Here is a 26432-nt window from a genome sequence, read left to right as displayed (position 1 = left end):
GGAATTACATATGAAACTTTTATCTTCCCTCGATAGAATAGTCCCTGAAAGGTTTTTAGCTCCTGTCCAAATAAATGAGTTAATCGATTATATACACTCAGTTACCTCTGAAACACAAGATATTACCTCTAAATTAGAAGATATACGCAATTTGGTATCAAACTCTGAGAACATTTCAATTACTGAAAATGTAAAAAATAAGACCAAGCAACTACTAGCACTCATACCTGCAGAAGAAGCAGATAAGATCAGAGCATCTGAAGTTTACAATAAAGCTATCAATGCGCTTGATTTATGGGAAGAGTTAAACTCACCTATCGGTGAACAGATTCAAAGTTTAAATGAAGAAATCGAATTTTCAAAAGCGCATAGTTCTACGATAAATTGGGTCGATATAGGTTTGAATGTCAATGCAACTGCTTCATTTTACCTTTCTCTTGTACAAAAAGATAAACTAAAAAAATTACCTGGAGCACCCACCCCTGAAAAGTATTGTGTAGTCAATCATGATGCTCGTGCCGGATACAAAGTAGAGGCATCTGCATCAGGTAAGGTTAACTTAATAAAACTGGGTGTAGGCTTAGATAAAGCGGCCAGTATTGAATTTGACTCATATTACCAAGTTGAAGAATCTGTTCCTACACATAAAGTTATTTGGAATATGCTGAAAACACAAGTTAGACCTTGGAACTTATCCAATGTAGACACAAAACTATCTAGAGTAACCTTATCTGGGGCAACTGAAGGCTACAAAGCTTTCTCAATTAAAGCAACTTCTGGATTGGTATTGTCAGGTGAGTTAGGTATTGGAAAGTCCCTTGCTACTTCGACAGATATAGATGGAAAGCTCATTAATATACAGGCAACTACTGGGGTTACTATGACTCGAAGTCAAGAACTCAGAGGTGACTTAGAATTTATTGTTTATCGCAATACCCAACAAAAATTAGAAATCCTATTAACAATACTTGAAGAAAACCAACATCAAAACTCCTTTAAAGCTGCAATTGATGCTGAAATAAAAGGGATGGATGCATTGGCGAGACAATATGTAGATATTTTACTCGGCAAAGGCAATGAATTAGTAAAGTATTTGGAAGAGAATAGCAACTTAGGACAAAGCCTACTTGATATAATCACAGGACAAGTCAGTGAAGATAAGTGGTATAAGCCAATTGCAAAACTCCTATTTGGACAAGAAGACATAGATACCGTTACTAAAAGCCTTATTGATACTCAATTAAAAGCTGAAGTCGATAAAAAAATAATCTCTACTCAAGTTGATGCAAATGAATTAGCTCAAAAAATCATTTTGCAACTTTTAGGAATATTCGATTTAGATGAAACAATTACTACAACAGGTAAGGGCAAAGAACTCGCAGAAAAAGCTGAGGATTACCTTTCTATAAAAATTAAAGAAGTACAAAAAAAATTATCGCAAAACGCAGAGAAATTCGAAAAAATGGTAGAAACTGCCACCAGAGAAAAGCTTAGCCCGCTAGCAGTATTTGGAGAAGAAGTAGCTAACTCTTTAAATTCATTTGACCAGAATGCACAAAACAATTTTGACCGTGTCATTACCAAATATCAGCAGTTTAAAAATAATATCCTTTCTAAGCTTGAAAAAGCTGCAAATATCAAGCTTGGATTAAGTCTTGAATCAAATAAAGCTCAGTTTTCTTCTGAGCTTCATAAATTGAAAATAATTATAAACACACTAACTCCTCAGGTCGAAGAAATGTATTGCTGTATGGCTGTAGGTGATTCGAAAAAGGCTTCTGTTTTAATAGAAACACTCTCAAAAGAGAAAGTTATCGAGGTCATAGCACTAACAACTAGATTAGAAACTATTTTGAATAGTAATACACGATTAGGTCTAAGCATCATAGGCTATGATCTAAATAAAATTAAAGATGTAAACTCTGACCTGGTAATTGATGTAGACGCTAACGGTAATTTGTATGTAAAACATGAATATAGGGTTAAAGCTACCGCCAGCGGTTTAAGCGAGTGTAGAGAGGCTAATCTAAGTATTTTGTTGGGAGTCGCACAAGCTACCCAAGACCCTAATTTTAGCGGTGCTATTGGGCTTGAGTATGCGAATGTAGATAACAAACTTCATGATGTATCGGAACTAAGAGATTTCTTTGCTTCATTAGATTTGTCTAATAACCCAAGGGCTAGAGACCTACCTATTAATATTCCAACTATTGTATCGAAAAGTGCAATTTCATCGGCGGTGGAAAAATATACTTTAAAGTTGAATGGGCCGTACACGCAAAGCAAAATCTCGATGTCGATGCAATCCGGAAAAGAAGTATTTCGTCAATTTGAGACGTTAAGCGAACGAAAGCTGTTTCAAAAGGCTGTAATTTACCTAGCTTACTTAATAAAAACGAATAAGATTGTATACAACGGTATATTAAATATATTGATGCTTTACCCTCAAGTTGATGAGCGTTTTGGTGACTTTAATAACCTATTTAATCATATATTTGAAGGTGAGGATGGAACATCTATCAATATAAAACAAATAAAAACCGAACTAAGTAAATTGAATGATTATAAATTTTATTTAGCGGATATAAGAGATGTAGGTTATGGGGCACATAAATTTGAATCATGGCTTGGCATTCAACGCCAACTTGAAAAGATAGGCGCAGCTGCTATGGCGTTAAAAAGGTTTCCTGCCACACTTTCAAAAATAAGGGAATCAATAAATTTATTTGAAGCTAATTCAGTCCAAGAAAACGCAATAAAAGATTTGAATAATAGGTTATTATTTCTCTCTAACACACTGGAAAAAGACTTAGATTATTGGATTGATGTAAATGGGATATTAAAAAATGCATTTGATGACTTTTGGTCAAAGTTAGGCTGGGGCACCGCAGGGATCAATACCCGATTACTGTTGTTATTTCTACTTTTAGAAGATGCCATTGAACTAGAAACACCACTGTTTTTAACATTAATTACATTATCTAATGAATCTGGGGAACGAGTAGTAATAAGAGTATGAGTCTTTGAAATTGTCATTACTCTTCTACGTATTAGCTGGTTTCAAAACAAAAAATACGCAATAAAAAAGGCTGCTCTGAGAGCAGCCTTTTTCATATTTGGTGGAGCTGGGGGGAGGTTACCTCTTGTTGTCTTATAGCCCTTTAATTGCCTAATTTGTTAGCTTTTTGTGTATCTAGGTTCCCCGAAGTGGTTCCCCGAATTTTGTTTGTGTTCGTTTCTCGGTTCAACTCCCTCTTTGGGAATTGAACGCCAGCCCTTGAGGTCCGATTAGGACTACAATCGTTTACTTTACTAATCGGTTCATCAAAGTTTACAGGGGCAAAGAGGGTAAATTTAGATTTAAGTTATGGATCTCCATTGGTTGATTATGACTGTATACTTCATTCTTTGTAATTAGCTATAATTCATATAGTTATATAACTAATTGGTGAAGTCTGTAATGAATGAACAATTTTGGGGTCAGTGGATTGGCGAAATTAAAGGTACTAATGATGGCCTCGTACAGCTCAATATTGACTCCGATAGATTAGATAGAGGTTTTCTTACAGTTTATGAATACGGTTCCGATCGAGCGTCATTTTCATGCGACTTACTCTTAACAAAAACAGAAAATACTCTTAGTGGAAAAGCATTCAATGTTATTCCTAATTTGCTCCCCGGCGATACCCTCTCAGCAGAACAAGCTCAATCCTTAATGCCAACCGAAATTAATGTTAGTGCAGAAATTGATGAAGCTGGTAACTTAACAGCACGTTGGGATACAGATGTTGAAACCATAGGCAGCGGTACTTTGTATAATGCCGAACAATGTGAAGCCAGCGATGCTCATGCCACGATTACTTGGAATCAGTTTAAAGAGATAGCACTACAGTCGAAACATGCAAACGACGAGATGATTTTTAGAGGTCAACACGACAGTAGTTTTGCACTTAAGACCTATTTTCATAGACAGGGTCGTAGAAATTTACAGAGGTACGCCAAAGAGGATCTTCCTGTTTTGCACCGACACATAGCGGCCACAATAAACCGCAAATTTGACTTTGCTAGTTCAGAGGAACACACGGAGCTTATATTTTTGGCTCAGCATCATGGTTATCCAACGCCTTTACTCGATTGGTCAAACTCCCCATTTGTCGCTGCCTATTTCGCATTTCAGTCTGTGCCTAAGGGTGATGCAAGCGGGGCTTCAAGAATATTTATGTTTGATAGTCGAGAGTGGGAGCTCAGCGGCCCTGAACGTGCTATTGCGTTAGAAGATCCTCGCCCTTCATTTTGTCTTTTTAATCTAGTTACAAGAGGCAACCCCAGAGTACTTCCTCAACAATCTCTCGTTACATTTAGTAATGTCTATAGCATTGAGCGCTTCATACGTTTCTATGAGAATAGAAACAACAAAAGATACTTAACTGTCTTTGATATCCCCCACTCCGAAAGAGCCACAGTAATGAAAGATCTAGAAATCATGGGTATTACAGCTTCAACTCTTTTTCCAGGGGTTGATGGAGTCTGTAAGTCATTAACTGAGATGTACTTTTAGGCCAAAAGGGTATACCCATAGCGGACTTTTAGCATGAACCGAAAAGTAGTTCGTTTAGACTTGATCTTCCATGAACTCCATCATAGGATGCAGACCTCTAGAGCCTAAATGAACTATTGGAGGTATAATGGCAGCTCATCGTTATGGCTATGCCCGAGTCTCAACTCTTGACCAATCCACCAGCATTCAACGGGAAGCCTTAGAGGCAGCCAAGTGCGACCGTATCTTTGAGGAAAATGCCTCGGGAACAACTCGAGAAGGCCGTTCGGAGTTATCCCTTGTCCTCGAGATCTTAAGGGAAGGTGACACGCTTGTCGTTACTAGAATCGACCGTCTAGCTCGCTCTCTTAAGGACCTACAAGACATAGTCCACGACCTTAAATCTCGAGGCATTCACCTTGAAGCCACAGAGCAACCCGTCGACACAAAGACAGCCGCAGGAAAAGCATTCCTTGATATGCTAGGTGTCTTCGCGGAGTTCGAAACGAACCTTCGTAAAGAAAGGCAACTCGAAGGTATCGCTAAGGCGAAAGCTAAAGGTGTTTATAAGGGCAGAGCGCCACTCTCCGACGAGAAAAAGGCTAAGGTAAAGAGAATGTATTCAGACGGAATTAAACCCGCTCAAATCGTCAGAGAGACAGGCATTGGTAAAACATCAGTCTTTAAGATAATCAAAGAGATGCGTGAGAACCAACCTCAGAAATAGTCCCACTCGTGGGAGCTTCATTGTCAAAGCCATAAATCCATCGTAAGCTCCCGCACTTTCGATTAAGGAGTACGGAAATATGATCGATCAAACACACCTAGTTCAAGACATTTTAGTAGGCGACGAGACCGTCATTGAAGACTGCGAGATCTACAACATGACCCACGTCGGTCACGTCGATAAGTGGTTCGCCACGAACGCAGACACAGCGGTAGAATGGTTAATCGACAAGAAGCCCGCGATAATCTCCCATTTTGGCTGCTGGGTCGGTATTTCTGAATAACCCCCGAGGGTCTGTATTTTATAGTGTATCTATAGGACCCTCCAAAGAACCCCCTAAGTCGTCCCGAGGCACCGCTGTACGTGGTCTTTACGCCGCTTAGGGTCTGACTTTTTATTTTTTTATTTATAAGGAGCAGAACCTCATGGGCAGAGCCCGTAAAGTCCCCTTATCGACCATTCTCCCAGTAAAGGAAGTAACCGCGAGAGAGCCCTTAGACTCAGGTTCCAAAGCTAAAGCGGATGCCCTCGAGTCCCTTACGGAAGAACACCGTAAAGCCATTGCCAGCGGAACAGAGCGGGACGTTATACCCGCAGCTCAAGGACCTTCGATCGGGGCCTCCATTCCACCGTTGCTTGTAGCTAAGCCCCCTAAGGACCTACCCGAGAACTACAAGAATAGACTTACCGAAGACACGTTAGTGCTGGTGGACGGCTATCAACGTTATAAGGCTATTAAGTCTAAGCATGGTCTCGAGGTAAGAGTCAGCATTAAAGAAGTCGAAGGAAACTCAATGGTTGACCTCATGCTGGCAGCCCTCGAGGCTAACTATCAACGACCCTTAGTTATTAGTGCTAACGAGAAGAAAGCCCACGTTTTTAGGCTCCTCCTCCTTGGGGCTCATACCGAAGGGGCCGATAGGCTGATGAAGAAGTACGGAGATGTGTTCTCTCGCTCCACATTAGCTGAATATATATCCCTTGCTAGGTTCGCAAGGACCGAAGCCAATCTCGAAGACCTCCCCCTGAATGACGTAAAAGTAGCCCTCAGGGGGGCAATTAAAGATACCCTAGGGGATCTCCTAAAAATTAAGTACGACGCTAAGGGATTTCCGACGAAGTCGACTGTAAAGGCATGGAGAATGGTCCTCGAGGGTGGGGACATAACGCCCTTAATTGAAAGAGCCGAAAAGGAACGAGAAAGGACGAAAAGCGAAGCTCAGGAGTTAGCTGGAGACTTATCCTATATCTTGAAGGGAGCAAGCCCCAAGGCACAGGTCCAAGCTTTGTCGATGTATCTAATGAAGGCCAAAGAACAGCTCGACAGCAAGCCAGACGACTCTTTTCTCGAGTATTTCGGAGAAGACTAACGGTTATGCCTTGGGAAGGCTTACGGGTCCTTTCTGGGGCTGTCCTCGAGGGTAATTCTGGCCCCGTTGTTTAAATTCTGGGGGCCTTTGGGGCAGGGTTTATTTTGTTCCTAGCTCCGGCCCCTTTAGCGACGGGGTTCCCAGAGGGTTAGACCTAAAGGCAGAGTAAGGCTCTAGTGAATGAACCTTAAATACACAATGACCAGCCGCGAGATCGCGGAGCTAACGGGGAAACGTCACGACAACGTCGTTCGAGACGTCGAGGCTATGTTTAACGCCCCCAATTTTGGGGCGGTTGATTTTTTAGTGCGAGACACCGAGAAAAACTTTACTGAGCTCAACTTTGAGCCGAGCGGACTGCGAAAAGATGTTTAACGAGCTGAAAATCCAGCCCGTTGATTTTTTGGACAACTACGAGGACGCCAACGGAGAAACCCGCAAGCAATACCGCCTAGACCGCGACTCTACGATGACCCTTGTCACGAAGTACGACACGGCTCGCCGCTATGCCGTCGTTAGACGTTGGCGGGAATTCGAGGAAGGTTATGGCCTCCTTTTGCCCTCCTTGGGTTCTACGTTTAAGCCTTGGTACGTAATCCGATTAAGCAGCTCGGCCTTTTCTACAATAGTTAATCCCACAGAGTAGGTCCCATAAGTTTCCCCTACTTTCTCGTGTCCTGTTATCTCTGCGGCTTGGTTATGGTGTAGACCTAAGCGCTCGAGCAAGGTCGACAAGGTTTTCCTCAGTGAATGAAACACATATCGTTCGTCATAACCTAAAGACCTTTTAAGTCGCCCGAATCGCTTCCCGATAGCCGATGAGCGCTCGCCATTGCTTGTTATTTTCTCGTTAGGCAAAAGGTAGCCGTCAGGACTACTCTCCGCTAGAGAATTGACTAGGGGAAGAATGTCGTTATGAACAGGAATATCGCGAAGACCAGCGTTAGACTTTGACTCGTCAATCGACAAAAAGGTTATGCCGTCTTTGGTCTTAACGTCTTCCACTTTTAACTGAGCTATCTCCTCGATCCTTGCGCCTGTATAGGCCCCGAGAAGGATTAAGTCATGTAAGTTAGCATCGCCGCTTTTACTCTTTGCCTTAGCCACCAGCTTGATGACGTCTTCAACTTCCCATGCTTGACGTTGTTCTTTGCGGCTGGCCTTTTTCTTCTTACTGTACTTGTGTCCTTCAAAGGGATTAACGCCTTCGGGGTCTAAGTAGCCCATACGCATTAGGTAGTCATAGAACGAGCGACAGGAGCCAATGAGGCCCTTAATTGTGGCTTCGGCTTTCCCTTCGGCTTCTTGTTCAATGATCCACCTTGCGACCTCAGTCTTTTTAATAGGTAAGACAGGGAATTTATCATTGAGCCTCAATATCGCTGTGTGCCTTTGTTTTATTGTCCGTGGGATTAACTTCCCTTCTTGGGACTTGAGCCATTCTTCAAGGTAAGTCGTACAGGGGAGTGACTCACCATAGACTATGTTCGATAAAGTCCTAGCCGCGTCAGGGCCTTTCCTATCAGCAACTTGATCGAGGTACTCCGAGAATTCATGCTCTTTACTTCCTAGGCCCAATTCATTTACCTGATGGGCGCAGAGTTGACCGTCCTCAGATCGGGCTTGTAGCTGCGCAATGAGGGGCGCTTCTCGACGTTTTTCCGCCTCAAGCTCACGTTTCCATTGGAGTGCGTCCTTAACGGCGCTAGACGCTCCTCTCGCTTGTTTAATCTGTGCCTTCCATTCGAGTATATATAGGGCGGCTCGCTTTTGGGCGATATGAATATCGTCAGTTTCGAGAGTTTTCCAGAACTCAGACTTACCGATTACCTCGCGAACGTCCTCAGGAACCGTAAGACGAGCAAAGTATGTATTTCCGCGAATAGCTATCCCACGGTAGCCACTTGGTCGCTTCCATTTAGCCATAGTACCTTAACGTGTTGATTTAACTTGGGAGTATTTTAGATTAAAAGAGGTTCCCCGAAAAGGTTCCCCGAATGAGTGGATAAAGAAAAACCCTAAGCCATTGATTTTACTCGTAACTTAGGGTTTCTCTAGGTGTTGGTGGAGCTGGGGGGATTTGAACCCCCGTCCGAAAAGCCTCGACCTTTGGTACTACATGCTTAGTATCGTCTTTTAGTTAACCTTTACAGCTCGGACGAACACGATCTGCAAAGGCGAGGCCGCTTAGTTTTAGCCCTTCAACCCCGGCCAGGGTTTCCGCAGCGAGTCTGTGTAGGGTGACACTTCAGAACCGGGTCCACAGACATACACCGGAGAAGTGCTAGCGGGCTATTATGCCGCTAGAGCGTAGTTATCGTCGTTTGCGATTACTTTAAATTGCGGCTTTTTTACGAGGCCAACCGCACCTCGACATGCACCTCGGGCGTCTTGAATTCCGTCGAATCCTAATCAGCCCCTGAATTTGGTATCTCATTCAGAGTGTGCAAGCAGTATAACTGAGTAAGTCGTTTTTACTCAAGGCATTAATGAGGTTATTTTTGCTAAGTCCCTTTGAATGCTGAAATTTCAAACAGGAAATATCAGTTTTTATACATATTTTTACATTTAATGCATACATTATCTTAACATAGTACAAAAGTTGTGCTGAAATGGGGGTTGTTGTTACCTCTACTATAAAAATCCTGTAGCAACACATAACTATAATAACAAGCCGTATTTTACAGGACTTACTAAATGTCGATGTTTACCTTCGATAAGCAAAGTGGTGATGTCTCTTTGCAAGAACACCCACGAGATGCGGGTTTTCCTATCAATAGTGCACAATTGATAGAAGCGATTGAACAATCGCCTTATGCTAATTTTGAGTTAGTAGATGCCAATATCGGCAAGCTATTCACGCCAAGTAGCCATTACCAAACTCAGTCTTTGATTGTTGCTAAAGCTGTAGATGCACAGTTAAAAATTAGCATTGATGAAAAAAACATGGTGGTTGAAGCAAGTATAACAACTGCCCGCGGTGGAAAAATTATCAGCATGGACTGTGCTAAAGCAATGCTGGCTGAAGCCGGTGTTGTAAAAGGTATTAGTATCCGAGCGCTTGATACATTTTTAGGGCAACAATTTAAACAGCCCCCCGGCGCCCATTACTCCGCTATTATTGCACATGGCAGAATGCCCAAAGAAGGCACTGATGCTAAATTCGTGCGTTTATGCTCAACAGCACAAGACCGCGTATTAAGCCCACAAGAAACCACTGGCGGTAAAGTGGATATGCGCAACTTAGGTGCCATTATCACAGTTAAGCCTGGGACGCCGTTAATGCAGCGAGTTCCTGCAACCGGTGGAGAAGATGGCTTTACTGTATTTGGTGATGTTTTACCCGCTAAACCCGGAAAAGATCTCCCTCTTGAACCATTCGAAGGCACACGAATTGACCCAGCTAATAGCAATATGCTGATCGCGGATGCTAAAGGGGTGCCTGTTGCCCTACCCCGTGGTATGCGTGTTGATGATGTATTGTGTTTTCATCATGTTGATGTAAGTACAGGTCATGTTGAGTTTGATGGCAGTGTTATTATCAGTGGTGATGTTAAAGATGGTATGTTCGTTAAAGCAACGGGCGATATTACAGTCTTAGGTTTTGTCGAATCAGCGACTATTGAAAGCAAGAGCGAAGTGACGATTATGCTAGGTGCGATTGGTCGTAAACGTGATAATGCAGATTCCTTTACTTGCAATATTACCGCCGAGCGCACTATTTCTGTTGGTTATGCTCAATATTGCCACATTAAAACACAGCAAGATCTGTTTATAGAGCGCCAAGCATTGCACTGTGATTTAAGTGCTAGACGACTTATTCGTGTGGGCAAAGCGAACAATCCTCGCGGTAAAATTATTGGTGGCAATATTTTAGATGCTATGCGAATTGAAACAGGCGAGCTTGGTGCGCCATCAGGCACCAAAACTCGTGTTTTTATAGCGCAGTACTGGCATGATTTACGCCAAAAGCAGCAACAAATTAATGACTTTGAAAAGTTATTAGCAACAAAAGCCGCTGCCCTACAGCAAGCACGCAAAAAAGCCAACAAGATCCCAGATGCAACACAACGGGCTCATTACATTAATAAGATTACTGCAAGTGAGCAGCAAATTAAGTTAAAAACGGCCAGTACGAAAAAGAAAAAGCATTTGGTCAAACTAAAAATTTCACGGTTACTAGCAACAAGCAGGCTTAAAGTAAATGAGTTGATGCACCCAGGGGTGGAGCTTAAGATTGCGCAAGAGAGTAAACAGTTTTCACGTATCTACCCTCCTAATATGCTGCGCTATGTTGAAGGAAAAATTACTCAGTCGTTTTAGCGGCTGAGTCTTGTTCTTCTTCAGTTACTTCGGTTTCTGGTAGCGGCCAACCACCAAGTTGCTGCCAGCGATTAACGATCAAACAAAAAAGCTCGGCGGTGCGTTCGGTATCATAAAGCGCTGAGTGAGCTTGTTTGTTATCAAACTCAATGCCAGCAGCTCTACACGCTTTGGCTAAAACGGTTTGCCCTAACGCAAGCCCTGCAAGTGAGGTGGTATCAAAGCTAACAAATGGATGAAATGGTGTGCGCTTAATTTTACAACGCTCAATCGCTGCATTTAAAAAGCCGTGATCAAACGCTGCGTTATGTGCTACAACCACTGAACGCTGACAACCTGCTGCTTTTTGTGCCTTGCGCACAACTTTACAGATCTCTTTAATCGCTTCTTCTTCTGGTACAGCACCACGTAAAGCTGAAAACGGATCAATACCATTAAACTCAATAGCCGCTTGCTCGATATTCGCGCCTTCAAATGGCTCAACATGAAAATGAACTGTGTGATCAATACTTAACACACCGTGTTCATCCATTTTTAATACAGATGCGGCAATTTCTAATAGCGCATCGGTGTCTTTATTAAAGCCTGCAGTTTCAACATCAATCACAACAGGAAAAAAGCCACGAAAGCGTTTTGCGAAAAGAGTTTGTTCAGTATTTTCCATAGTCTTCTTGGTTTGCCAGTGTAAGCTGGCTATTATGTCAAAAACCACGGCTGCTCTGCTAGGGGTAATACACTGAAATCGTATATTCTTAACAAGTTTTTAGGCACATTATTTGCTTTAAACTAATCAGCTAGCGCTGTGCTATGCAGTTTTAACTATTTAGCACACAAACTTGCCAATTAATTGGCATTGATGATTTGTTGGAGATTTACCGTGATGAAGTTTTCATTACTCCCTTTAAGTTTAAGTCTTATGTCGCTATTTGCTGCCACACATACAAGCGCAGCTATGCGTGAGTACACTGCAACAGCAGATACTTCTAACTGGAATATGGTTAAAACATCTCGCTTAGAATGCCAATTAAATCATGAAGTTCCTTACTATGGTGAGGCTATTTTTAGCACCACGGCCAGTAAAAATAAAGACATTAACTTTAATCTTGATATGGTTGTTAGGCCAGATAACTACAGCATTGCTGGCTTAAAAGCAGTGCCACCACACTGGCGTGCAGGCATCCCAGCCCGTGATTTAGCTAATATGAAGCTGTTACGAAAGTTTGACGGCGAACTGGGTAATAAAACTGCGTGGGAGATGCTCACAGAACTTGAAAAAGGTTACCAACCGACATTTTATTACCAAGACTGGCAAAACAGTGCCGACAAAATTGCCGTTGGCTTATCAAGTGTTAACTTCAAGCAAGCCTACTGGGCATTTTTACAATGTCGCGATGCCATGTTGCCCTACAGTTTCGAAGATATTTCGTTCACTGTAATGAATTACGAACCAAACAGCAGCAACTTAACTAAGACATCGCAAAAGCGCTTGGAGAAAATAGCTGAATACTTAAAGTACGATACGAGTATTGCCTCTATATCAATCTCGTCTTACACCGATAGTTACGGCGGCCGCTGGAATAACCTCGAATTATCTAAAAAGCGCGCAAAAGCGATTAAAGACTATATAGTTAGCTTAGGTATTGATGAAAATAAAATTGATACTGAAGGATATGGTGAAAAACGCCATGTTGCCAGTAACGACAACATTCTTGGCCGGAACACAAACCGCCGTTTAGTGATTCAAATTGCTAAAATGTAGTAGCCGCTATAGCGGCTACTCGCTTTAACCCATTTCTAATGGCTTGATACCTTTAAAACGTTTTATCCATTTATCGCCAAACTGGAAGAACGCTAGGCTTATCATAATAACCGTTGCACCAATTACCAGCTCTTGATCTATTGGTTCATCGTTTAATAAGCCGCCTATAGCAATTGCAAAGCTCGGTGTGATCAAGGTTGTTAATGCTACTGTACTCGCGTTCAATTTTTGCAATACATGAAAATACGCCAGCGCACCAATTAATGAGCCAAACACGCCTAAGTAAACAATTGAGTACAGTGATTTTGCACTCCACATCTGGCTATTAAGTTGGCCATCTACCAGCAACCAAGTAATAAAAAACAGTGGCGTTACAAATACTAAAGCACCGAATGTGGTGGCCATTGGGTGAATAGCAATTCTTACCCGTTTGATCATCACGCCACTTAAACTAAAAAAGCACACTGCCATAAATACATATAGCAGACCACTAAGCTGCTCTACCCCACCTTGAATATGGCGCTGACTCACTAAAAATAAGCCAATTAAGGCGCAACCAAGTGCCGCAAGCTTAACCGCACTGAACTTAGGTTCGTTCAAGATCTTTTGCGCAAGTAAGCCAGACAAAATTGGCGCTAAACCAAACATCAATGAGATTAACCCTGAAGGCACCGTTTTAGCGGCCATGTAGCTTAATAACATGCCACCAAAAATACCAATGCTCGAATAGCCATAGAGGAACAAAGCGCGGCGATGCCAAGGCACTCGGATATTAGCCACAGCAACGACAAAGGCAGCCAACACCAGTCCCACCAGCATGCGTAAAAACACGGCTAGGGTCGGCGCTACCGTTTCACTACTCCAAACAATACCCAATGGTGTTGTTGACCAAATCACCACCATTAAAAAATATGAGGCTTTAACAGGCACAAGCTTATTCCTTTAAAAAGGCGAAAAAAGCGGAAGAGAATTTAAAAGAGAAATAACCAACCGCTTAGGACGCGGTTAGTAAAACTTACTTAATTAACCGCAGCACATAACAGACCATACGACTGATGAGGTCAGGCGCATACAATTGTTTGTTGGTCGTTGGTTTAGCTGCATCATGGTATTTAAAAAGTAAGTTGAAGAAGCTTAAGAATCCACCCAAATGGTGATTTTGTCAACACTAAAACTCAGACAATTTTCCATAAAGTTTCTAGGCGTTTTCAATAGTCTGTTTGCACATGTAAATCATAGGTTACATTTAATTTCTTTGATTTATAACAAAACTATTTAAGTTTTGTTAAACAAGTTATATCTTGCTTGCCTCTCACGAAGTTTAAGGGGCAAAAAGTGCTTAAAAATAAAACAATAGGTAGCATGTTAATTGTTGCTGGCACCACCATAGGTGCAGGGATGCTGGCATTGCCTATCGCCTCCGCAGGGCTTGGTTTCACAACAGCGTTATCACTAATTTTTTTAACTTGGGTTTTAATGACCTACACAGCATTATTGATGCTAGAGCTACATCAATATGCCGACAGAGATGCGACCCTCAATACCCTAGCTAAATCATGGTTAGGTAAACGTGGACAATGGGTGGCTAACTTTTCAGTGATGTTTTTGTTTTACGCATTATGCGCGGCGTATATCGCAGGTGGCGGTGCACAATTACAAGAAAAGCTTAACTCTGGTTTATCTCTGTCTTTAGCGCCGCAAGTTGGTTCAGTCATTCTGGCTGTGGTAATTGGTACGGTGGTTACGCTCGGCACTAGTAAAGTTGATAAACTTAACCGCGTACTTTTCACTATTAAAGTGTGCGTACTAGCGAGCTTATTTTATATGCTGACACCATATGTTCACGGTCAACACTTACTTGAAATGCCGATTGAACAAGGTCTGATTTTATCTGCAATCCCGGTGGTATTTACTTCATTTGGTTTTCATGGCTCTATTCCGTCGATTGTGAAATACGTGGGTTTAGATATCAAAACACTTCGTAAAGTGATGGTGGCAGGTGCAGCCCTGCCTTTAGTGATTTACATTTTTTGGCAGTTACTTAGCCAAGGCATGATGAGTCAAAGCGATTTACTACAAAGCCAAGGGTTACCTGGATTCGTAAGTAGTGTCGCTAGCATTGCTCACAGCCCGCATGTTGCCACAGCAGTAAACATTTTTGCTGATTTAGCGTTGGCCACGTCTTTCTTAGGGGTAAGTTTAGGTTTATTCGACTTTTTTGCTGATGCATTTAAAAAAGGTGATGGAAGTAAAGATCGTATCAAAACAGCCTTGATCACCTTTATTCCACCGCTAGGCTTTGCGCTATTCTATCCACAAGGGTTTATTATGGCACTTGGCTACGCCGCCATTGCGCTGGTTATTTTAGCGGTATTTTTACCGGTTGCTATGGTCTACAAGCAACGAAGCAGCAAGCCTGACGCGGGTTATCAAGTTAAAGGTGGTAATATTGGTTTAGCACTAGCCGCCCTGTTTGGTGTGCTTATTATTAGTGCTCAAGGTTTACAAATGGCGGGACTTATTCCAGCGATTGGTTAAACAACTAATCAAATCAAAAAAGCACCCGAGGGTGCTTTTTTTGTGTCTGATTTAAGATTTAATTAAAACACCATCGCTTTACCACGGCCAGATGCTTCAGAGGCTGCATCTAATTTACCGTCTTTATTGATGATCACATGCATATCACCAAAATGGCGTTCATCAAGTGTATAACCCATCTTCTCAAGCGCTTTAACAACCTTTGGTTCAAGACCTGTGTGGTATCGAATCACATTTTTAGGCCATAACTGGTGATGAAAACGAGGACTATCTACAACCTGTTCGGCGGTCATATCAAATTCAATGGCATTTAAAATAGACTCATACACAGAGCTAATAATCGTGGTGCCACCCGGCGAACCAGTTACCATTTTAACTTTGTTATCTTGAAGTAGAATGGTCGGTGTCATTGAGCTTAGCATGCGTTTATGTGGTTGTATTTCGTTAGCTTTACCACCAATTGCACCAAATACATTCATCACACCTGGCTTGGCACTAAAGTCATCCATTTCATCATTCAAAATAAATCCTGCACCAGAAACAACAACGCCACTCCCAAAGCTCAAGTTTATCGTCGTGGTATTCGCTACCGCATTGCCCCACTTATCGAGAATAGAAAAGTGCGTTGTTTGTTCACTTTCGTGTAAACCAGGTTTGATGTTCTCGGTAGTTGAAATGGCATCTGGACGAATTGTACTTGCACGCTTGGTGAGATAATCATCTGCAAGCAATGCAGTTTTTGGCACTTCATAAAAATCTGGGTCGCCTAAATATTCAGCTCTGTCGGCGAATACGCGTTTACCTACTTCAGCCAAAATATGGACATAGGTTGTTGAATTGTGCTCAAGAGTTCCTTTTGGCTTTGCAAGGTCGTACATTTTTAGCCACTGTAAAATAGCAATACCACCTGAACTTGGCGGTGGCGATGTGAGCACTTCGTAACCACGCCAGTTACCCTTAATTGGTGTACGCGATTTAGCTTCATAAGCTTTTAAGTCTTGCTCAGTAATAATGCCACCATGTTGCTTCATAAACGTCGCAATGATTTTCGCAGTCTCACCTTCGTAAAAGCCTGCTTTACCTTGGTCACGAATACGCTTTAATGTGGCGGCAAGTTCATGCTGCTTGAAAACCTTGTTTGCTTTGGCATCAGCAAAGTAATCTGAAAAGTTAATGTTAACCGACTTCTTAGCCATTCGCGCAATGTAACGCTCAATACTGGCGGCTAATTTTGGATGAACCACAAAACCTTGCTCAGCTAACTTAACTGCAGGCTCTAGCAGAGTTTTCCACTCTAAACTGCCGTGCTTTTGATGCGCAAGCCACATACCTGCAACACTGCCCGGTACACCACTTGCGTGAATACCGTATACCGACATGTTATCGATGACATTTCCTTTTTCATCAAGATACATATCTCTGTGTGCAGCAGCTGGAGCCGTCTCACGGTAATCAATAAAATCACCCTTGCCATCTTTTTGGATCAGCATAAAACCGCCACCGCCAATATTACCGGCTTCTGGTAAAGTAACTGCTAGCACGAACTGTGCAGCAATTGCTGCATCGACTGCATTACCACCCTGCTCTAAAATGGCACGAGCGGTGTCGCTGCTGTAACTATCAGGCATAGCCACAGCTGCTTGCTTAGCAAGTAGTGACTGATGACAAAATAATACGGCTACGAAACATAATCGCGCTGCATACTTAACTATATGAGTCATAGAACTTCCTTTTTTATTGATGAAACTTTCACCCATTTACGCATGTTAAAGCTGGTTGGGTCAATCAGTTGTGTTCAAATGGTGTTAATTGCTCTTTTGGACAAGAGTAGAGCACCGCAGGTAATTGGCCGTGCTCATCTGTATGGTTATAGTTTTTAATAAATTTAAGCCCCAGCTTTTCCATCACTTTAATAGAGCCGATGTTATCCTTCAGTGCTGTCGCTGAGAGCGATTTAACTGTTGGATCCTGACATACCGCATGGGCAACAGCTAATGCTGCCTCAGACGCATAACCTTTACCCCAGCTCATTTGTTTAAAGCGCCAACCAATTTCTAAATCACTGTAATCGGGCTGTTCAAAAAAGCCCATAGGCCGTACTAATACCCAGCCGATAAATGTATTGCTCTCGATGATATTTACCTGCCAAAGCCCCCACCCTTTTTGCTCATTACGATATGCATCCAAGCGTGGAATGAATACCTCTTTGATAGTCTGCATACTGGATATTTTGCCACGAGTTAGATATTTCATTACCTCTGGGTCGTTATCGAGCTCATATAAAAGCTCGGCATCATTGCCATCCATTAATCGAAAACTTAAACGTGTTGTTCTAGCTATGTTCATTTTTATTTGTTTATACTGCTTGTGGAGTTGGATAACCATTAGAGAAAATTATGAAAAAATTAGCAAGCTTAGTTTTATTAGGCTGTATAACCTTAACAGGATGTGACGATGCCGAGCAAGCAAAGAAAGATGCTAGCGAAGCAAAAGAAGAAGTAAAGCAAGCTCTTAATGACGCTTGGGGCGACGTAAAAGACGCCACCAATGAGTTTAATGATGACTCGCTGCAAGAATTACTCGAAGAGAGTAAAAAAATGGGCTTAAACATGTATGACGACGGTAAAGAAATTGCCTTAGACGCATGGATTGAAAGCAAAGAAGCAGCAGGTGAACTTACCGAAAAAACCAAGCAAAAAGCAAAAGAACTGGCTGAAGAATTAAGAGAAGCGCGCGAAAAGCGCGAACAAGAGAAAAATAATTAAAAAGAAAGGGCAAGTATTTACTTGCCCCTTTTTTGTTAGTAATTAAAGCTCAAATTCTTTTTTGAATTTTAAGCCAAATTCGCTGCGGTCGTTGCTGCGCATCACGCCAACAAAGCCAGATTGTTGTAAGCGACCTACATCATAAACTTCGTTTAACACGTTCTCACCGTAAAGAGTCACTTCAAAGTCACCGTTCGGATTTAAGTAAGAGATGTTAAAGCCAACTAATTCACGTGAATCAATGTGTTCACTTTGGTTGAAAACTGATTGACCTTGCATATCGCTACGGTAAGAGTAGTTTGCGTTTACTGCCACTGTGCCACCGTTACTTAAATCAATGAAATAAGAAGGTGCGACCATCACAGTCCAACGTGGTGTTAGTGCTGGTGAATCACCTTTACCAATTCCTAATACACCGTCATCTACTTCTGTGATTTCTGAATCTAGGTAACCAATAGCACTACGTAGCGTAAAGTCATCAGTAAATGCAATTGTTGTCTCAAGCTCGATACCTTGTGCTTTAGATTCACCCGCATTTTCTACGATAGTAACGAAACCGCCACCTGCAGTTGGATCTGAGAATGGTAATGCCAGATCTGTGTAGTCAGTAACAAACACCGCAAGCATCATAGATACATCTTCATGTACCTGACCTTTAAGGCCTAGCTCATAGTTAATAGCTTTGGTTTCATCGAAAGAAACAAATTGATCAGGACCACCAAATGGACGCGGTGGGAAACCACCTGTTTGATAACCTTTTTGGATTTGGCCATACACATTCATGTTATTGCTAAGCTGGTATGACGCATTTAAATCCCATGTTACTGCATCAAAATCAGCACTTACGTATTTACGTGTCGCAAACGTTGGGAATAAGGCATCGGCTTCTTTTTTATCTTTCGAATAACGTAGACCACCGCCCACCGTTAAATCGTCGCTTAGGTCATAGCTTGCATTGATATAAGCCGCGTATGAGTTAGTCTCTTGGTTGATATCAAAGTAACCGTAATCACCAAAAGACGCTGTAGTACCATCATTCAAAAGGCCATCAGGTGTGTTGAATGGGCTAAATACAAACGGGCCAGAGCTTGTGAAACCATCTTCATTAAAGAAGTATAAGCCTGATACAAAGTCCATGTTATCGAAGCTACCGTTTAACTGGATTTCGAATGAATATTGATCTGCGCCACCTTCTTCAGGGAATTCAGATAAGTTAAGAGCTACAGCGTCATCATCAAGACCACCTTCATACTCTGAGCTACGGTAGCTGGTGATGAACTTAGCTGTGTAGGTATTATTGATTTCCCAATCAGCGGTTAAAGACGTGCCCCAGCCTGAGTAAGCTGTCGACTCAATACCAGCTACCGTTGATGCTAAATCATCAGGATCGCTTGGTAACATATCTTCTGTTAGTAATGGGAAATCACCATTGAATGGGTCATTCGGATCCAGTGGCGCTGTTAATTCAATTGTGTATGGTGATTGGCCTGATTCGTTATCAACACCATCAATTGAGAACACAAAAGATAAGTCGCTGCTTGCTTGCCATTTAAGCGCCATACGACCGCTTAACTCTTGCTCTTCACCGATTTCTTTTTCTGGGTTAGCAAGGTTAATCGCTTCACCTACACCATCGCGTTGCTTATAAGACACGCTTGCAGACATGCTTACAGTGTCGGTGAGGCTGTTATTAAAGTAAACGTCACCCGCTAAACGGCCACGGCTACCTACTTTTGCCGTTGTCGTTACAATGCCATCATCACCTGGTTGCTTAGTAATAATATTTACAGCACCACCTAATGTGTTACGACCGTACAAAGTACCTTGTGGACCACGTAACACCTCTACACGCTCAACATTTGGTAATGATAAGTTTGAGCCCATTTGGCGACCAAGGTAAACACCGTCTAGGTAAACACCCACGCCCGGATCGGTTGTGATCACGTGGTCTTGTAAACCAATACCACGAATAAACACGGATGCATGGGCCGCATTACCAACGCCATAACGGGTGATGTTTAGGTTAGGTACGTATTTACCAATGTCTTCTAGGTTGCTCATGTTTGCTTTATCAATCAGGTTTTCACCGATTGATGTCACCGCTGTTGGCGACTCAAAAATGCTTTCTGTACGCTTACGCGCTGTTACTTCGATTTTCTCGAAAGCATCTTGTTTAGCAGAGGTTTTTTCTTGCTCAGCAAACGCTGAAGTAGATAATGCAGCAACAATGGCCACAGTTAACTGTGAGAGATGACGTAATTTCAATTAAAACTCCAAAGGATACCGTGTGTGTATTTTCGCCCATAAATTTCAGGCATAAAAAAAGACGCTTAGCTATAAGCATCTTTCCTCTGGAAGGGCATTATATGTCAGTTTTGTGAAAACATGTATAATTATTTTATTTTTTATTAATTTTAAATAACATCCTCCTTAATATGTATTACAAATAGCATAATTTTACCCAAAACAACTCCTTCCTTGATCTCACCATTAATTTGCATGCAAACAGACAAGGTTAAAATTTATAGAAAGTAAGCCTGTAGCGCTTAGCTAAAAGCAATTAAATCTTCATTAACTCCTCTTACTTTTGATTGAATAACAAACAATAAATAGTCTATGCTTTTAGTTGACCCCATTTTGCAAGGAGCAAACTTTGAAATTACCTACCCCTTTGCGTGTTGCCATTTTAGCCGCAGCCACTGCGATTTCACTTACAGGCTGTCAACTCACCTCTAGCGAACTACCTGCTATTAGCGATACAGGTACCAAGCATATTGGTCATGTAGTTTGGCACGATCTTATTACCCCTGATTTAGCACAATCTAAAGCCTTCTATGGCGATGTGTTTGGTTGGCAGTTTAAGCAGGTTAACGACAGCTATTTACTCGCTACCTCAGACGGTCAATTAATTGCAGGTATGGCTGAGCTTGATAATAAGCAAAATGCCAGTCATTGGCTGAGCATGTTAAGTACTGACAATATCGCTGCAATAAGCGAAAAAACAGTCACCGCTGGCGGTAAAGTTTTAATTGCTAGTACAGAAATTAAAGGACGAGGCAGCATAGCAGTATTAGAAGATCCGCAAGGCGCGGTATTTTCTTTGATCAACACAGTTAATGGTGACCCAGCTGCTACATACAGTGATAATCGTTGGATATGGCAAGAAGTCTGGACTGACAACCCTGAGCAAAGTCAGTCTTTTTATCAATCGCTTGGCAATTATTCTGTTCAGACTAAAACACTGGGTGAGAATAACTATAAATATCTAACAGCCGATAATAAACCGGCTATTGGTTTTGTTAAAAAGCCTGACACTAACATTGGCAATACCTGGGTTAACTACATTAAAGTTGCCAATATTTCCGACACACTCCTTAAAGTAAAAGCCGCAGGTGGTGTAGTTCTTATGGCGCCGACTCAACAAGTGCGAAATGGCAGTGTAGCCATTATTCGTGATCCTGCTGGCGCAGGTATTGTAATTCAGGAGCAAATGTAATGAAAAAACGCATTCTAAAAATAGCCACGCTAGCAGCCACCTTAGTGCTACTAAATGCATGCACACCTTATGCTAGCCTTGATATTAATGCCCCTTTTAAAGTTGGGCCTGTCTATGTAAACCCAAGTATTGGCATTGGCGGGACGCTTTAAAAATAAAAGTCTCCGCCCTTAATTAATGTTTTATCTTTAAACGCTGGACGTGCGAAAGCACGTCTTCAGCTTTTGCACCTAAATAAACATAAATAGCTAAAGCCAATAACAGCCCCGCCACAGCAAACATCATCAGCACAGCAGGAATAACATACTCAGTTTGACCAAGCGCAGCCTTGAACATAGTTAATAATGCCTCAATCGATACTGCAATCAGAATAGTTGAAATAAAACGCGTGATAGTGCGGCGAGTCGAGCTATGGCGGAAGATATCTTTATGCATCAAAATTTCTTCCTCGAGAATTGTTTTTCCTAAATCAAAAATGGCTAAAGCAAGAGTAACGAAAATGATGATTGTAAAAGGTTTTAATGGATCAGAATGAGGCTGCTCACTCATTAACAGTTCTAGCATACCGATGAATACTTGGTAGAGTAAATAAAAGACTAAACAAAACAAACAACCAACAATTAAGCCGTAGCCAGCTTTAAAGTAAGCGGTCATGCTTGCACGTTTAGTATCACCCATAATAAATTCAACCAGCTCAGTTAAGCAGACATCTATCACAAGAAAATAATGGCCCCCTTGTTTCTTTTCGACCGGTTTAATTGCAGAAATACATAAATGCCTAGTTGCTGTCGAGATATAAGGAGAGGTGAAATGTGCCTCAGGAGCGCTCGACACTAATAAAAAATAAGGCCTAGCGCTTAAATCCTGCCCTGCTCCTTTATGCGCCAAATGCTTCTTGTACTGACGTTTAAAGCAGACATTATCACCGAGCTGAATACCTTGCTCATTTAAGCAATACTGTAACTCTAAGAACGGATACTGTTTTACAAGTTGCTGATAGTCTTGTTCGTTGGTGATTGAAGCTTGCACACTCGCTAAAATAGACAGTAGTAAATTGTGTATCAGCAATTGTTGTTCTTCATATCGCTCAATTGCACTGAGATAACTCATTCTCGCCATCATTGTATCCTTAAGAGAATAGATACAACTAAGTAAGCAAGGTGTGCTCCAAGTTTAAAAAGCGATAATAATCAGCTTGATATAAAAAATAACGATATAAAATTAGAATAATGGCACTAAAAAAGTGCATCGTGTGTTGTATAAAGCACTAAAACGAAAAAAGCCGTAACACACTGTGTTACGGCTTTTTAATTTTGGTGCGGATGGGGGGACTTGAACCCCCACGGCCGAAGCCACCACCCCCTCAAGATGGCGTGTCTACCAATTCCACCACATCCGCATACAATTCTGTATGTTGTTAAGCTTTTTGTTTACTTGAGGAATGAAAACAGCTTAACAGGTATTAGCCTAAGCCAATTAATTTGGTACGTCAGAGCTCTTTTCTTCTGTTACCGGCACATCGTTTTGTGCAGGAGTAACAGTTTCAACAGCTGGCGCAGCTTCTAGGTTTTCCCACTCATCAGTCTTTTTAATTTGACCAGCTGTTAGGTTGCCTAGAACAATACTTAGCACAAAGAAAATTGTTGCTAAGATTGTGGTTGTTTTAGTCATGAAGTTACCAGCACCAGATGAGCCAAACACGGTTGCAGAAGCTCCTGCACCAAATGATGAACCCATATCTGCGCCTTTACCTTGTTGGATTAAAACCATACCAACTAGAGCTAAAGCAACAATTAAATAAACTACTAATAAAATTTCGTACATCTTATACGGTCCCTTTTGCACTTTCGCAGATTGCAGTAAATGAGTCTGCTTTTAGACTTGCGCCACCAATTAGGCCACCGTCAATATCTGGTTGTGCAAATAATAATTCGCTATTTTTTTCATTCACGCTACCACCATATAAGATGGTTAATTGCTGTGCTAAGTCATCATCTAAAGAAGCAATTTTCTCACGGATAAACTTATGAACAGCTTGCGCTTGCTCAGGTGAGGCAGTCTTACCTGTGCCAATGGCCCAAACGGGCTCGTATGCTACCACAGAATTCTTCAGTGCTGCTACACCTAATTTGTTAATTACAGCATCAATTTGTGCTGCAACCACTAATTCGGTTTCATTTGCTTCACGTTGCTGTTCACTTTCACCAACACATAGTACCGGTGTTAAACCAACATCTTGCGCACGAGCAAATTTATCTGCCACAACCTCATCTGATTCGCCATAAATACTACGACGTTCAGAGTGTCCAACAAGTGTGTATGTTGCACCTAAATCTTTAACCAGTTGCGCATCTACTTCACCGGTAAATGCACCTGCTTGGTTCTCAGAAACAGTTTGTGAACCAACCACAACATCTTGCTGAGTTACAGCGTTAATTAATGGGAATGGTGGAAAAACCACAATATCAAGTTCATCCGATTGAACATCTTTAATAGCGCTAGATAGCTGTTCAACAAGCTCTAATGAGCCGTTCATTTTCCAGTTACCTGCTACCATCGGCTTACGTGCTGCCATATTTCCACTCCACATTAGAAAGCGGGCAAGATACTAACTCGACTTGCCCTAAGTTACAAGAGGTTATTGTTATACCACGGTTTGTTTGCTCACAGATTCAACAACTGCGGCAATTTTTTGAGCACTATCAAGGACAATTTTCTCTTGCTCAGCTTCAACCATCACGCGAACAACAGGTTCAGTCCCTGATTTTCGTAGTAACACTCGTCCTGTATCTCCTAGTTGCGCTTCAACTTCAGCAACCATATCGATAACAGCCTGAGCTTGTGTTGGATCTGTGCCCTGAGGGTAACGTACGTTGATCATTTTCATTGGGTATTTTGTAAAGCCAGCGCCTAGATCTTGTAATGTTTTATTTTGCGCGACCATAGCTGCGAGTACTTGTAAGCTCGAGATAATACCATCACCCGTACTGATCAGGTCTAAATTCAATACGTGCCCTGAACTCTCACCACCAATTTTCCAGCCTTTTTCTTGTAAAAGCTCCATCACGTAGCGATCGCCCACTTTACTACGAGCAAAACCAATACCGCGCGCTTTTAGGGCATTCTCCAGACCCATATTTGACATAACGGTGCCAACAACACCACCACCTAGAATATCGTCATTAGCAGCTTGGCATGCAATGATGTAAACAATATCATCACCATCAAAAACTCTGCCATTGTGATCAACCATCATTACGCGGTCACCATCACCGTCATAAGCAATACCCACATCAGCATTATGTTCTAATACTTTGCGTTTAAGAGTTTCAACATGGGTTGCACCACACTCTAAGTTGATATTTACCCCATTTGGCTCGCAAGCATGACAAATAACCTCTGCGCCTAGCTCACGCATTACCGAAGGAGCAATGTGGTATGTAGCGCCATTGGCACAATCAAGCACAATTTTTAACCCTTCTAATGACAGGCCTTGTGGAAATTGGCTTTTACAAAACTCAATATAGCGACCATCCGCTGTTTCTAAACGGCGAGCTTTACCTAGTTTGTCTGAGGCAACACAGGTCATAGGCTCATCCATCATAGCTTCTATTTCAAGCTCAACTTCATCAGGTAGCTTTAAGCCTCTGCTTGAAAAGAATTTAATACCGTTATCATGATATGGATTATGCGATGCACTAATTACAATGCCCGCTTCAGCACGGAATGTTTGTGTTAAATAAGCAACAGCAGGTGTCGGCATAGGGCCCAAAAGAACAACATCAATACCCGCCGCAATTAAACCTGCTTCAAGCGATGTTTCCAGCATATAACCTGAGATACGAGTATCTTTACCAATTATAACTTTCTTGGTGCCAATTTTTGATAGTACACGACCAGCAGCCCAGCCTAGTTTTAAAGCAAATTCAGGGGTGATTGGAAACTCCCCAACCATGCCACGAACGCCATCCGTGCCAAAATATTTTCTTGTTTTACTCATTTGTAATTCCTTTCTTACATGCTTGCCATACGCTAAGCACATCGACTGTTTCTAATACATCATGTACACGAATAATTTTAGCGCCATTTTGGGCCGCAATTAATGCTCCCGCTAAGCTGCCTGCTAAACGCTCACTCGTGTCTCTTTTTAATAAGTTACCTATCATTGATTTGCGTGATAAGCCTGCTAACACTGGTAGATTAAATTGATTAAACTCATCAAACCTATCAAGGATTTGATAGTTATGAGCCAGTGTTTTTCCAAATCCAAAACCTGGATCCAGTATAATTCGATGTTTCTGAATACCCGCTTGCTCGCATGCTGCAATACGCTCGGCAAAAAAACGATTTATGTCTGCAAATAAATCAGTATATACCGGATTACTTTGCATAGTTCGTGGCTGCCCTTGCATATGCATTAAACAAATAGCCACATCTGGGTACTCAGCAAGTACATCTATAGCCCCAGGTTCTTGCAACGCTCTTACATCATTTATGATATCTGCACCGGCAATAATAGCTTGACGCATCACTTCGCTTTTACTGGTATCTATAGAAATAATGCAATCGCTACTTTGCCTAAGTGCTTTAACCAATGGGATTACGCGTTTTAGCTCTTCATCTAAAGACACATCAGGTGCGCCTGGGCGAGTGGATTCGCCACCAATATCAATAATTTTTGCGCCTTGATTTAGAAGAGCTTGCGCTTGTTTGACAGCGCTGTCGAGCTGACAGTAGTTGCCGCCATCTGAGAAAGAGTCAGGGGTTACGTTTAAAATCCCCATTACAATAGGGTCGTCGAGGTGTAAAGTGCGACCTCGGGGTAATTTAATAGCGGTCATCGATCACCTTTACTGCTTCCATGGCAAAAAATACAGTATTGTTTTCTGCTACAAAAAAGCCCCGGCATGCGGGGCT

General features: G+C 41.9%; 22 protein-coding genes, 1 tRNA gene, 1 other RNA gene and 1 pseudogene. 12 read left to right on the top strand and 13 right to left on the bottom strand.

From position 1 onward, the window contains the following. Positions 1–10 precede the first annotated feature (10 nt). From E5N72_RS08675 to E5N72_RS08650, 6 genes are all read left to right on the top strand, one after another. Positions 11–3019, top strand: coding sequence for a hypothetical protein (locus E5N72_RS08675; RefSeq protein WP_135924101.1), 3009 nt, complete (start codon positions 11–13; stop codon positions 3017–3019). A 441-nt stretch (positions 3020–3460) separates the two neighbouring features. Next, positions 3461–4558 (top strand): FRG domain-containing protein, encoded by a 1098-nt coding sequence (locus tag E5N72_RS08670; RefSeq protein WP_135924100.1) that lies wholly within the window; start codon positions 3461–3463, stop codon positions 4556–4558. Between the two features lie 127 nt (positions 4559–4685). After that, positions 4686–5264 (top strand): recombinase family protein, encoded by a 579-nt coding sequence (locus E5N72_RS08665; RefSeq protein WP_135924099.1) that lies wholly within the window; start codon positions 4686–4688, stop codon positions 5262–5264. A gap of 79 nt (positions 5265–5343) precedes the next feature. Continuing rightward, positions 5344–5547 (top strand): hypothetical protein, encoded by a 204-nt coding sequence (locus E5N72_RS08660; protein ID WP_135924098.1) that lies wholly within the window; start codon positions 5344–5346, stop codon positions 5545–5547. Positions 5548–5689: 142 nt separating this feature from the next. After that, positions 5690–6634, top strand: a complete 945-nt coding sequence (locus tag E5N72_RS08655; RefSeq protein ID WP_135924097.1) for a hypothetical protein — start codon at positions 5690–5692, stop codon at positions 6632–6634. A 180-nt stretch (positions 6635–6814) separates the two neighbouring features. Beyond that, a complete protein-coding gene (locus E5N72_RS08650; protein ID WP_135924096.1) occupies positions 6815–7009 on the top strand; it encodes a Rha family transcriptional regulator in 195 nt (64 codons plus the stop codon). 168 nt (positions 7010–7177) lie between these two features. On the opposite strand, the gene E5N72_RS08640 is transcribed toward E5N72_RS08650, so the two are convergent. Together E5N72_RS08640 and ssrA are read right to left on the bottom strand one after the other, a co-directional pair. Next, a complete protein-coding gene (locus tag E5N72_RS08640) occupies positions 7178–8560 on the bottom strand; it encodes a tyrosine-type recombinase/integrase (protein ID WP_135924094.1) in 1383 nt (460 codons plus the stop codon). A 136-nt stretch (positions 8561–8696) separates the two neighbouring features. Then, positions 8697–9054: a transfer-messenger RNA gene (gene ssrA, locus E5N72_RS08635) on the bottom strand. A 277-nt stretch (positions 9055–9331) separates the two neighbouring features. Between ssrA and E5N72_RS08630 the strand changes: the two genes are divergently transcribed. Next, complete coding sequence (locus tag E5N72_RS08630; protein WP_135924093.1) at positions 9332–10957, top strand: FapA family protein; 1626 nt, start codon at positions 9332–9334, stop codon at positions 10955–10957. Here E5N72_RS08630 and rnt read toward each other — a convergent pair. Beyond that, positions 10941–11621, bottom strand: coding sequence for a ribonuclease T (rnt, locus tag E5N72_RS08625; RefSeq protein ID WP_135924092.1), 681 nt, complete (start codon positions 11619–11621; stop codon positions 10941–10943). The two genes, E5N72_RS08630 and rnt, sit on opposite strands and share 17 nt — an antisense overlap. 216 nt (positions 11622–11837) lie before the next feature. Between rnt and E5N72_RS08620 the strand changes: the two genes are divergently transcribed. Next, the gene (locus tag E5N72_RS08620) at positions 11838–12716 is read left to right on the top strand and encodes an OmpA family protein (RefSeq protein ID WP_135926258.1); all 879 of its coding nucleotides are present in this window, start codon (positions 11838–11840) and stop codon (positions 12714–12716) included. Positions 12717–12740: 24 nt separating this feature from the next. On the opposite strand, the gene E5N72_RS08615 is transcribed toward E5N72_RS08620, so the two are convergent. Then, the gene (locus E5N72_RS08615) at positions 12741–13646 is read right to left on the bottom strand and encodes a DMT family transporter (RefSeq protein WP_135924091.1); all 906 of its coding nucleotides are present in this window, start codon (positions 13644–13646) and stop codon (positions 12741–12743) included. 405 nt (positions 13647–14051) lie between these two features. Between E5N72_RS08615 and E5N72_RS08610 the strand changes: the two genes are divergently transcribed. Then, positions 14052–15254, top strand: coding sequence for an aromatic amino acid transport family protein (locus tag E5N72_RS08610; RefSeq protein ID WP_135924090.1), 1203 nt, complete (start codon positions 14052–14054; stop codon positions 15252–15254). Positions 15255–15316: 62 nt separating this feature from the next. On the opposite strand, the gene ggt is transcribed toward E5N72_RS08610, so the two are convergent. Next, on the bottom strand, positions 15317–16975 hold the full coding sequence (gene ggt, locus E5N72_RS08605) for a gamma-glutamyltransferase (RefSeq protein ID WP_135924089.1): 1659 nt from the start codon (positions 16973–16975) through the stop codon (positions 15317–15319). 64 nt (positions 16976–17039) lie between these two features. Further along, positions 17040–17606, bottom strand: coding sequence for a GNAT family N-acetyltransferase (locus tag E5N72_RS08600; protein WP_135926257.1), 567 nt, complete (start codon positions 17604–17606; stop codon positions 17040–17042). Positions 17607–17650: 44 nt separating this feature from the next. Here E5N72_RS08600 and E5N72_RS08595 point away from each other — a divergent pair, with 44 nt between their 5' ends. Beyond that, complete coding sequence (locus tag E5N72_RS08595) at positions 17651–18019, top strand: hypothetical protein (RefSeq protein WP_135924088.1); 369 nt, start codon at positions 17651–17653, stop codon at positions 18017–18019. A gap of 42 nt (positions 18020–18061) precedes the next feature. On the opposite strand, the pseudogene E5N72_RS08590 reads toward E5N72_RS08595, so the two are convergent. Beyond that, positions 18062–20324, bottom strand: a pseudogene (locus E5N72_RS08590) (TonB-dependent receptor). Between the two features lie 348 nt (positions 20325–20672). Here E5N72_RS08590 and E5N72_RS08585 point away from each other — a divergent pair. Beyond that, positions 20673–21515, top strand: a complete 843-nt coding sequence (locus E5N72_RS08585; RefSeq protein WP_135924086.1) for a VOC family protein — start codon at positions 20673–20675, stop codon at positions 21513–21515. After that, on the top strand, positions 21515–21667 hold the full coding sequence (locus tag E5N72_RS20600; protein WP_168246724.1) for a hypothetical protein: 153 nt from the start codon (positions 21515–21517) through the stop codon (positions 21665–21667). Before E5N72_RS08585 ends, E5N72_RS20600 begins: the two co-directional genes overlap by 1 nt. Before the next feature lie 22 nt (positions 21668–21689). Here E5N72_RS20600 and E5N72_RS08580 read toward each other — a convergent pair whose 3' ends face one another. From E5N72_RS08580 to folP, 6 genes are all read right to left on the bottom strand, one after another. Continuing rightward, on the bottom strand, positions 21690–22634 hold the full coding sequence (locus E5N72_RS08580) for a general glycosylation pathway protein (protein ID WP_135924085.1): 945 nt from the start codon (positions 22632–22634) through the stop codon (positions 21690–21692). A 195-nt stretch (positions 22635–22829) separates the two neighbouring features. Further along, positions 22830–22914, bottom strand: a tRNA-Leu gene (locus E5N72_RS08575). Positions 22915–22991: 77 nt separating this feature from the next. Next, positions 22992–23339, bottom strand: coding sequence for a preprotein translocase subunit SecG (gene secG, locus E5N72_RS08570; RefSeq protein ID WP_135924084.1), 348 nt, complete (start codon positions 23337–23339; stop codon positions 22992–22994). 1 nt (position 23340) lies between these two features. Next, positions 23341–24090, bottom strand: a complete 750-nt coding sequence (tpiA, locus tag E5N72_RS08565; RefSeq protein WP_135924083.1) for a triose-phosphate isomerase — start codon at positions 24088–24090, stop codon at positions 23341–23343. A gap of 69 nt (positions 24091–24159) precedes the next feature. Further along, on the bottom strand, positions 24160–25515 hold the full coding sequence (gene glmM / locus E5N72_RS08560; protein ID WP_135924082.1) for a phosphoglucosamine mutase: 1356 nt from the start codon (positions 25513–25515) through the stop codon (positions 24160–24162). Beyond that, positions 25508–26356 carry a dihydropteroate synthase gene (folP, locus tag E5N72_RS08555; RefSeq protein WP_135924081.1) on the bottom strand — a complete coding sequence of 283 codons (849 nt, stop codon included), beginning with the start codon at positions 26354–26356 and terminating at the stop codon, positions 25508–25510. Before folP ends, glmM begins: the two co-directional genes overlap by 8 nt. Positions 26357–26432 lie beyond the last annotated feature (76 nt).

Origin of the sequence: Pseudoalteromonas sp. MEBiC 03607, assembly GCF_004792295.1 — a bacterium.
In the GTDB taxonomy this organism is placed as follows: domain Bacteria; phylum Pseudomonadota; class Gammaproteobacteria; order Enterobacterales; family Alteromonadaceae; genus Pseudoalteromonas; species Pseudoalteromonas lipolytica_C.
Note: the sequence above shows the minus strand (reverse complement) of the source record. Positions and strands in the feature narration are given on the sequence as shown.